Here is a 308-nt window from a genome sequence, read left to right on the forward strand (position 1 = left end):
CCATCGAGACCACGTCGGAGGCGGTGGTGCACGCTCTCGCGGAGCTCCTCGGCCGGCCGCAGGTCCTCGCGGCGGCCCGCGCGGCCGCCCGGACCGGACCCGCCGCCTTCGACCGCTACGTGTGGGAGGCGCTGCGCTTCGCGCCGATCGTCGCCTTCATGTTCCGCCAGGCGGAGACCGACCACGTGCTCGGCCGGGGCAGCCCGGCCGGGAGCCGGATCGCCAAGGGCCGGGTCGTCCTGCCCCTCAGCCTGTCGGCGATGTTCGACGCGACCGGCGTGCCCGACCCGGGCCGCTTCGACCCGGCC

Annotated in this window: 1 pseudogene; it reads left to right on the plus strand. The window is 76.9% G+C overall.

The window, feature by feature from the left end:
- Nucleotides 1-26: 26 nt before the first annotated feature.
- A pseudogene (locus tag ACLBX8_RS31885) lies at nt 27-308 on the plus strand (cytochrome P450); the annotation flags it as partial.

Source organism: Methylobacterium sp. D48H, from assembly GCF_053345715.1.